The sequence below is a fragment of the Streptomonospora sediminis genome, assembly GCF_054778995.1.
This window is the reverse complement of the sequence record NZ_BAAGYZ010000048.1, coordinates 735-9,389: the sequence shown is the minus strand read 5'-3', so window position 1 is coordinate 9,389 and position 8,655 is coordinate 735. Positions and strand designations below refer to the sequence as shown.

At 73.4% G+C, this 8,655-nt stretch carries 2 protein-coding genes and 1 pseudogene; all 3 read right to left on the bottom strand.

Translation table 11 applies throughout. The features are described from left to right. Positions 1-7,150 (bottom strand): type I polyketide synthase (locus ACYVD5_RS11645; protein ID WP_461001000.1); only part of this gene is annotated, 7,150 nt, incomplete at its 3' end. A 45-nt stretch (positions 7,151-7,195) separates the two neighbouring features. Further along, entirely contained in the window at positions 7,196-8,122 is a 927-nt protein-coding gene (locus tag ACYVD5_RS11640; protein ID WP_461001001.1) for an acyl carrier protein, read from the bottom strand. A gap of 72 nt (positions 8,123-8,194) precedes the next feature. Beyond that, positions 8,195-8,653, bottom strand: a pseudogene (locus ACYVD5_RS11635) (ketoreductase domain-containing protein); the annotation flags it as partial. Positions 8,654-8,655: the final 2 nt, after the last annotated feature.

Genomic DNA, 8,655 nt, shown 5'->3' with positions numbered 1-8,655 from the left:
ACACCCGACCCATCCCCACCCACTGCGACCCCTGACCCGGAAACACAAACACCACACCACCGGGACCTGCGGAGGGGACCGTCCCGGAGACGACCCGCATGCGCGACTCCAGCGCCCCGGCGAACTCCGCCCAGCTGGAACCCACGACCACGGCCCGGTCACCGAACCGGGAACGCCCATTCAGCGACACCCCGACGTCTGCGACCGATCGGGCGGCGGCGGTTTCCTCCGTTTCCCCGGCTTCCCCGGCTTCCAGCGCTCCGGCGGCTTCGCCCGACGCCAGCTCGGCCAGCCTGCCGAGCTGGCCCTCCAGCGCGCGGGCGCCCCGAGCCGAGACCACCCACGGCACCGCGACCGCGTCATCCTGCCGGGATTCGCGCGGGGATTCCGGCAGGGCTGCGCCGTCGGAGGTCGGGCTCTCCAGCAGCACGTGCGCGTTGGTCCCGCTGACACCGAACGCGGAGACCCCGGCCCGGAACGGGCGCCCGTTCCGCGGCCACGGGCGGGCGGTGCCGGCAACCTCCACGGCCCCGGATGCCCAGTCGACCTCGGGTGTAGGCCGCTCGGCGTGCAGGGTCTGCGGCAGGATCCCGTGCCGCATGGCCTCGACCGTCTTGATCACGCCCGCGACACCCGCCGCAGCCTGCGTGTGGCCGATGTTGGACTTCACCGAGCCAAGGACCAGCGGCCGGTCCGCTTCGCGGTCGCGCCCGTAGGTGGCCAGGATCGCCTGCGCCTCGATGGGGTCGCCCAGCCTGGTACCGGTGCCGTGGGCCTCCACCGCGTCGACATCCCCGGGCCCCCACCCCGCGTCGGCCAGGGCCCGCCGGATGACCCGCTGCTGGGCGGGGCCGTTGGGTGCGGTGAGCCCGTTGGAGGCCCCGTCCTGGTTGACGGCCGAGCCCCGCACCAGTGCAAGCACGGGATGGCCGGCCCGCTCGGCGTCGGAAACCCGTTCCAGCACGAGGACGCCGACGCCCTCGCCCCACCCGGTGCCGTCGGCGTCGGCGGAGAACGCCTTGCACCGGCCGTCGGCGGCCAGGCCGCCCTGGCGCTCGAACTCGGTGAACAGGGCGGGGCTGGTCATGATCGTCGCGCCGCCGGCCAAGGCCATCGAGCACTCGCCGCGCTGCAGCGCCTGGGCCGCAAGATGCAGCGCGACCAGCGACGACGAGCACGCGGTGTCGATGGACAGTGCGGGGCCCTCCAGCCCCAGCACGTAGGACACCCGTCCCGACAGCACCGCCGCGGCGTTGCCCGTGGCCTGCAGGCCCTCCGTTTCGGCGACGCCGCGCACCCGGTCGGCGTAGTCGTGCAGGCTCGACCCGAAGAACACGCCGCTGTCGGTGCCGCGCAGCGCGAGCGGGTCCACCCCCGCCCGTTCCAGCGCCTCCCAGGAACACTCCAGCAGCAGCCGCTGCTGCGGGTCCATCGCCAGCGCCTCGCGCGGCGAGATCCCGAAGAACCCCGGGTCGAACCCTGCGATGTCGCTCAGGTAGCAGCCGATACCGGCCTCGCGCCATCCGCGGTCCGGCGGCGGCGCGGACAGCAGGTCGGTGCCCGAGGCGACCGCGTGCCACAGGTCGGCGGGGGTGTGCAGCCCGCCGCCGAAGCGGCAGGCCATGCCGACCACCGCCACCGGGTCGTCGCCGGACCCGGCCGGAACGAGCCGGCCCGCCGGCGCGGCCGGTGCCGACGGCTCCCCGTCGCCGAGTACCGAGTCCAGCACCGCGCCCGCCAGCGCCCGCGGCGACGGGTGGTCGAAGACGGCCGTGGCCGGCATGCGCACTCCGGCCGCTGCGGCGAGCCGGTTGCGCAGGTCGACCGCTGTCAGCGAGTCGAACCCGGCGTCGCGGAACGCGCGGTCGGGATCGAGCGCGTCGGGGGCGCCGTAGCCGAGCACGGCCGCGGCGTGCGCGCGGACCAGCTCCAGCGCGGCCTCGTGCCGCTGCTCCTCGGCCAGGCCGTCCAGCCGCGCGGCGAACGTGGAGCCGCCGCCGCTGCCCGCCGCCGCACGGCGGATCGGGGAGCGCACCAGCCCGCGCAGCGCGGGCGGCGGCGGCACGGCCGAGGACCGCCATACCGAGGTTTCCAGCCGCGCGGGCACCACGAGCCGCCGGCCGGTCGCGCATGCGGTCTCCATGAGCCGCACGGCTTCGTGCGGGTCGAGCGGGGTGAGACCGGAGCGCCGGGCGCGGTCGAGGGCGCGTTCGTCCAGCCGCCCCGTCATCCCGCCTTGCAGATCCCAGATCCCCCAGGCCAGCGACACGGCGGGCAGTCCTCGGGCGCCGCGGAGTTCGGCGAGGGTGTCGAGGAACGCGTTCGCCGCCGTGTAGGCGGCCTGTCCGGCGCCGCCCAGGATCCCGGCGACCGACGAGAACAGCACGAACGCGGCGAGGTCGCGGTGCGCGGTCAGTTCGTGCAGGTTGACCGCTGCGTCGACCTTGGAGCGGAACACCCGGGCGATCTGGTCTTCGGTCACCGCGGCCACCAGGTTGTCGTCCACCGTGGCCGCGGTGTGCACCACCCCTGTCAGCGGGCGGTGTTCGGGGATCGCGTCGATGACCTCGGCCAGCGCGGCGCGGTCGGCCGCGTCGCATGCGGCGAAGGCGAGCCGGTCGCCGAGTTCGGCGCTCAGTTCGGCCGCACCCGGTGCGTCGCCGCCCCGGCGGCTGACCAGCAGGATGCGGGCGACGCCGTGCTCGGTGAGGAGGTGGCGGGCCACCGGTCCGGCCAGCCCGGCGGGCGACCCGGTGACCAAAACCGTCCCGTTGCGGTCGAGGGCGGCGAGGCCGGTGGGGCCGGGGCGCGGGGCTTCCGGGGCGGCGGGATCGGAGCCGGTTGCGGATTCGGCACCGGCCGGGCCGGAATCGGCTGGTGCGGAGCCCGGGTGTCCGGGTTCAGCGAGCCGGGACAGCCGCGGCACCGACACCGCGGTTCCGGCCACGCGCACCTGGGGTTCACCCGATGCGACGGCGGCGAGCACGGCGCCGCCGTCGGCGGCGTCGGCGAGGTCGGCGACCGCGACCCGGTCGGCGTGTTCGGCCTGCACCGACCGCAGCAGCCCCCAGACGGCGGCCATGCTGGGGTTGGCGGCGGCGTTGCGGGTCACCACGACCAGCCGCGTCCCGGCGGTCGCTTCGGCGCCGAGCCAGGCCTGCAGCAGTTCCAGGGTCTGCACGCTTGCCCGCCGCGCTGCTTCCGCCGGTTCGGTGCCGGTACCGGACTCTTCCGGACAGCACCACAGCACGGTCTCGGGCAGGGGCGCGGCCGCGAGCGCGTCGGCGAGTGCGGGGTGGCCATGCACCTCGGCCCCAGCTGCGTGGAGCCGGTCGCGCAGCCCGGGGCCGTCGTCGCCGAGCAGCGCAACGGCGGCCGGAGGCCGGCCGGCCGGGGTGCCGGATGCGATGGGTACCCAGTCCAGGGTGTGCAGTGCCGACGCGGTGTTGGCGGCGCCGAGCTGGTCGGCGGTGACCGGGCGCATCCGCAGCGCGCCGACCTCGGCGACGGGCGCTCCGGACGTGTCGGCCACCGACAGGGTGAGGGTGTCTTCGGCGGGCTGCGACAGACGGCAGCGCAACGTCGGCGCGCCGGCCGAGTACAGCGCCACCCGGTTCCATACGAACGGCATCCGCTGCTGGTCCGCTGCCGATGGGGCAAAGCCGGCGCTCTGCAGTGCGGCGTCGAGCAGGGCGGGATGCAGCAGGTAGGGCTCCGCGCCGCCGGCCGCCCCTTCAGGCAGGGCGACCTCGGCGAACACTTCGCCGCCGCGGCGCCACACCGACCGCAGGCCGCGGAAGGCGGCGCCGTAGTCGATCCCCGCTGCGGCGAGCCGGTCGTAGTAGTCGGCGGTGTCGACCGGTTGGGCGCCGACCGGGGGCCACTGCGCGAGGTCGGCGGGCGGCGGCGGAGCGGTCGCGGACAGCACGCCCACCGCGTGCCGGGTCCACGGCGGGTCCTCGCCGGGGAGTTGGGGGCGCGCGTGGATGGTGAGGCTCCGCTCGCCCGCTTCGTCTGCGGCGCCGACGAGGACCTGCAGCTCTACGTCGCGGTCGCCGCCGAGTACGAGCGGCGCCTGCAGGGTGAGTTCGTCCAGCGTGTGCAAGCCGGCCTGTTCGGCGGCGCGCAGGGCGATCTCGGCGAACGCGGTTGCGGGCAGGACCGGTGAGCCGTGGACGACGTGTTCGGCCAGCCATGGGGTGGCGCGGGCGCTGAGGCGTCCGGTGAACAGGTAGCCCTCGCCGTCGCCCAGGCAGACCGCGCCGCTGAGGAGCGGATGCCCGGTGCCGGCCAGGCCGGCCGGCGGGCCGCCGTGGCCGGGCCGCCCCGGTGTGGCCAGCCAGTAGCGTTCCCGCTGGAAGGCGTAGGTGGGCAGCGCGATGGTGTCCGGTTCGGCTTGGGCGAACACCGGAGACCAGTCGACCCGCGTGCCGCGGACATAGGCCTGCGCGAGCGAGGTGAGGAACCGGTGCATGCCGCCATCGTCGCGTTTGAGCGAGCCCACCACCGCCGCGGCCCCGTGCCGCCCGGCGTCGAGGGTCTCCTGCAGGGCCGCGGACAGTACCGGGTGCGGCCCCATGTCGATGAACACGTCGTGCCCGGCGCCGGCCAACCGGTCGATGACCGGGGCGAACCGGACGGTCTGCCGCAGGTTCCGGTACCAGTAGTCGGCGTCGAGGCCGGTGCCGGAGAGTTCGGTACCAGTGACCGTGGAGTGGAACGGGACCTCGGTTTCGGTCGGCCGTATCCCGGACAGTGCGGACAGCACCTCCTCCCGGATGGATTCGACGTGGGGGGTGTGCGAGGCATAGTCCACGGGGATCGTGCGCGCCCGGATGCCGCGCGCTTCCCAGTCGGCGCGCAGGCGCGCGAGCGCCTCGGGTTCTCCGGCCACCACCACCGAGGACGCCCCGTTCACCGAGGCCACCGAAACCCGGCCCGCCTCGGCGCTCAGCTCGGCCTCGACCTGCTCCGGCGGGAGCGCGACCGAGACCATCCCCCCTGTGCCGGCCAGCGCGACCAGCTCCTTGCTGCGCAGCGCCACCACGCGAGCGGCGTCCTCCAGGGAGAGGGCGCCCGCGATGTGGGCGGCGGCGATCTCGCCCTGGCTGTGGCCGACCACTGCGGCCGGTTGCACGCCGAAGGACCGCCACAGCGCGGCCAATCCCACCATGACCGCGAACAGCGCCGGCTGGACGATGTCGACGCGCTCCAGCGGCGGTGGTGTGCCGTTGTTGCCGTCATCGCCGGTGCCGGTGCCCGTGCCCTCGCCGGTGAGTACGGCGTGCAGTGACCAGTCGACGTGCGGTTTCAACGCATCTTCGCAGGCGGCGATCCGGGCGGCGAACACCGGCGAGGATTCGAGCAGCTCGCGCGCCATACCGGCCCACTGCGCACCCTGGCCGGGGAACACGAACACGGCTTTCCCGGCGAGGTCGGCGGTGCCCTCGACGAGGTTGGCGTCCGGGCGGGCGCCGGCGAGCGCGTCGAGGGCGGAGCCGAGTTCGCCGGGCCCGCCGCCGATGGCCACCGCCCGGTGTTCGAGCTCGGAGCGTGTGGCCACCAGGGAGTGGCCGACGTCCGTGCACGCCGGTTCGTGCGGCGCGGCGACGGCGGCGCGCAGCCGCGCGGCCTGCTCCCGCAGGGCGGGCACGCTTGCCGCCGACAGCACCCACGGGATGGCGGGGGGACAGTAAGGGGCGGCGGCAGGGCGGGCGGCGGAGAGAGCGGCCGCGGGGGATGCAGGGGCGGCGGGGTCGGCGGCGCCGGGTTCGGCGGCCTCCTCCAGGATGACGTGCGCGTTGGTGCCGCTGCCCCCGAACGAGGAGACGGCCGCCCGCCGCGGTTCCTCCTCGCGCGGCCAGTCCCGCGATTCGGTCAGCAACCGGAGATCGCCGGTGTCCCAATCCACGTGCGGGGTGGGCCGCTCGGCGTGCAGGGTCTTCGGCAGCGCGCCGTTGCGCAGCGCCATCACCGTCTTGATCACTCCGGCGACTCCGGAGGCTGCCTGGGTGTGGCCGATGTTCGACTTGACCGTACCCAGCCACACCGGCCGCTTGCGGTGCCGGCCGTAGGTGGCGAGCAGCGCCTGCGCTTCGATCGGGTCGCCCAGGCGCGTGCCGGTTCCGTGCGCCTCAACCGCGTCGACCTGCGCGCCGGTCAGTCCCGCCCGCTCCAGCGCCCGGCGGATCACCCGCTGCTGGGCTGCGCCGTTGGGCGCTGTCAGGCCGTTGCTGGCCCCGTCCTGGTTGACCGCGGAGCCGCGCACCACGGCGAGCACGGGATGCCCCTTGCGTTCGGCTTCGCTCAACCGTTCCAGCAGCAGCACGCCGGCCCCCTCGGACCAGCCGGTGCCGTCGGCGTCGGCGGAGAACGCCCGGCACCGCCCGTCCGCGGACAGCCCCCGCTGCCGGCTGAACTCGATGAACGCCCCGACCGTCGGCATCACGGTCACGCCGCCCGCCAGAGCCATGGTGCAGTCGCCCGCGAGCAGGGAGCGGCAGGCCAGGTGCAGTGCGGTCAGGGAGGTGGAACACTGCGTGTCGACGGAGACCGCCGGCCCCTCAAGGCCGTAGGTGTAGGCGATCCGGCCGGACATCATGCCCATGCCGGTGCCGGTGATCGAGTAGCCCTCCAGGTCGGCGGTTGCCTCCGGTGAACCCACGCCGTAGAAGGAGGCCGGTGCGCCGGTGAACACCCCGGTCTCGCTGCCCCGAGCCTCCTCGGCGGTCACACCCGCACGTTCCAGGGCCTCCCAGCAGATCTCCAGCAGGATCCGCTGCTGAGGGTCCATGGCCAGCGCTTCGCGCGGGCTGATACCGAAGAACTCCGCGTCGAACCCGTCGGCGTCATGGAGGAAACCGCCCTGGCGCGCGTAGAACGTTCCCTCGTGGGCGGGATCGGGATGGTAGAGATTGGCGAGGTCCCACCCGCGGTTGTCCGGAAAATCGCCGATCGCGTCGCCGCCGTCGGCCACCAGTCGCCACAGGTCCTCGGGAGAACGCACCCCGCCGGGAAAGCGGCAGGCCATTGCGACCACCGCAATGGGTTCACTCCCGCGCTGCTGTTCGGCTCGCAGCCGGCGCCGGGTTTGGCGCAACTCGGCGGTGACCCACTTGAGGTTGTCGAGGAGTTCTTCTTCTTTGGCCACGTACGTTCTCACCCAATCGTGCAGGAGAACCCGGAATACGCGCGTTCAATCCCGGCCGAACTCGTCGTGGATCAGCGAGAGCAATTCGTCCGCGCCAACCGAATCGAGATCGTTGTCGGCATCGCTGCCGGCTCCGGTTTCGGCGCTGCCGGCGAACTGGTCGGCGATCTGCCGGAGCCGTTGGGCGATCCGCGCGGTCGGTGCCTCGCCGCCCTTCGGCAGCTCGGTGAGTGCGTTCTCCAGTTTGTCCAAGTCGGCGTGTACGGTTTCGAGTGTTGCGGTGGGGAAAAGCCGCTGGTGCAGGTACGCCGCCAGTTCTGTGGCGTTCGGATGGTCGAACACCAGGGTCGTCGGGAGGGTGAGTCCGGTGGCGCGGGCCAGGGCGTTGCGCAGATCAACCGCCATCAGCGAGTCGAACCCCACTTCCCGGAACGCCTTTGTCGCCGGGAACGTTTCGTTCTGTGCGTAACCTAGAACAGTTCCGGCTTGGGTTGTGACCAACCGGACTAGGTGTTCCCCTCGTTCTTCTCGGGATAGGGCGCCCAGTTTCTCGGCGAATCCGGTCTCCTCCGGGGGTTCGTCGTGGGCGGCGTTGGCGACCTCCGGAATATCCGAAATCAACGGACGCGCCCGCTCCGCCCCGAACGTCGCCGCGAACCGCACCCAATCCACATCCGCCACCACCACACACGACTCACCGCAACCCGTGGTCGAGCCGGTGCCGGCACTGGAACCGGTGACGCCGGTACCGGTGCCACCGGCGCCATTGGCGGAACCGTTCGCGGTAGCGCCATCACCGATGCCGGCGACCCCGTTGCCCCCGGCACCGGAGCCGACCGCGGCCCCGCCGCTTCCAAACCCCGCACCATCGCCGGAACCGATCACCCTCGCCCCAACACCAGCGGCACCGGCCGCAGTGCCATTGGCGCCCAACACCTCCCCCAACACCCCCAACGCCAACCCCGGATCCATCGCCCGCACCCCACGCCGCTCCAACCCCCCACCACCATCCCGCGCCGCCATCCCCACCCCACCCCACGCACCCCACGCCACCGACACACCACACCCACCACGCCACGCCCCCACCAACCCATCCACAAACGCATTCGCCGCCGCATACGCCCCCAACCCCGCACTCCCCCACACCCCCGCACCCGACGAAAACACCACCAACTCCACCAACCCCCCACCAAACACCTCCACCACATGCAACGCCCCCAACACCTTCACCCCACACACCCGCCCCCACACATCCAAACCCCCCTCCAACACCGACACCCCCTCCACCACACCCGCCACATGAAACACCGACCGCACCACCACACCCCGCTCCGCCAACCACCCCCGCAACCCCACCACCGCAGACCGATCCGCCACATCACACACCACACCCCACACCCGCACCCCCTCCACACCCACCACCGGAACCCCACCCGACCGACTCGCCACCACAATCTCCCCAACCCCCCGCTCCGCCAACCACCCCCCCAACCGCGACCCCACCC

What these genes read in the sequence shown, in the direction of transcription:
- ACYVD5_RS11640 (WP_461001001.1), bottom strand. Translation starts at nt 8,122, where the DNA reads ATGGATCCGGGGTTGGCGTTGGGGGTGTTGGGGGAGGTGTTGGGCGCC.